The 1153-nt window shown below is 73.8% G+C and carries 1 protein-coding gene and 1 pseudogene; both read left to right on the top strand.

The genetic code is table 11. The annotated features are described in order from the left end of the window. Nucleotides 1-445 (top strand): annotated as a pseudogene (locus ABZY11_RS44635) (sensor histidine kinase); the annotation flags it as partial. 34 nt (nucleotides 446-479) lie between these two features. After that, nucleotides 480-1153: response regulator transcription factor (locus ABZY11_RS44630; RefSeq protein WP_356484638.1), on the top strand; the 674-nt coding region annotated here is incomplete at its 3' end.

The raw sequence follows: 1153 nt of genomic DNA, 5'->3' as shown, positions 1-1153 counted from the left end.
GGGTCCAGTACGGACTGCCGGGCCGAGCGGATGTCCCAGGCCATCAGCGCGGCACTCCGCTCCCCCGGCCCTGCCCCAGGAACACCGGCACGCCCGCAGCCGCGCCCGCCGGGCACTGGCCGTCGCGGTCGTGCTGCCCCTGGTGGCCTGGGCGGTGCTGAGTGCCGCGCTGATGGCCTGGGACATCCGCTCGGCCCGGCAGTCCGTACTGGACCCGGGCGACTACGCCCGGATGCGGGTGGGACAGGATCGGGAGAGCGTCGGGCGGCTGCTGCCCGACCGCGAGACCACGCAGCGGCCGGTGGCCGGGGAACCGAAGGGAGCGGGCATCTCATGCATGTACTACGCGATGACGGCGGACCGCTTCGACGACCGGTCCGGGGACGCCTACCGGCTCTGCTTCCGGGACGGCAGGCTGATGTCGAAGGAGGCTCTGACCCCATGAGTGCGCGACGCGGAGAAGGAACGGTGAGCGGACGGTGATCCGGGTGCTGATCGCCGACGACGAGCCGATGATCCGGGCGGGGGTGCGCGCCGTACTGTCCACCGATCCCGGCATCGGCGTCGTCGCCGAGGCCGCCGACGGGCACGACGCCGTGGAGCTGGTGCGCCGCCACCGCCCGGCCGTCGCCGTGCTCGACATCCGGATGCCGGGGACGAACGGCATCGAGGCGGCGGCCGAGATCCGGCGCACCGTGCCGGAGACGGGGGTCGTGATGCTCACGACCTTCGGTGAGGACGACTACATCCTCCAGGCGCTCGGAGGCGGCGCCGCCGGTTTCCTGATCAAGTCGGGCGAGCCCGAGGAACTGATCGCGGGGGTCCGCGCGGTGGCCGACGGGGCCGCCTATCTGTCACCGAAGGTCGCGGCGCGGGTCGTCGCCCATCTCTCGGCGACGGGTGCGGGCACGCTGGCCGGCCGCCGCACCGCCGCCCGGGAACGGGTCGGCGCTCTCACCGCCCGGGAACGCGATGTGCTGGCCTTCCTCGGCAGCGGGCTGTCGAACGGCCAGATCGCCCGGCGGCTCCATGTGGTGGAAGGGACGGTCAAGGCGCATGTGAGTTCCATCCTGGCCCGGCTGGGCGTGGACAACCGGGCCGCCGCGGCCGTCGTCGCCCACGAGGCCGGAATCGTCGCGCCGGCCCAGCCGCC

Source organism: Streptomyces sp. NPDC006510 (assembly GCF_040611955.1).
In the GTDB taxonomy this organism is placed as follows: Bacteria; Actinomycetota; Actinomycetes; order Streptomycetales; family Streptomycetaceae; genus Streptomyces.
This window is presented reverse-complemented; position numbering and strand designations above follow the sequence as displayed.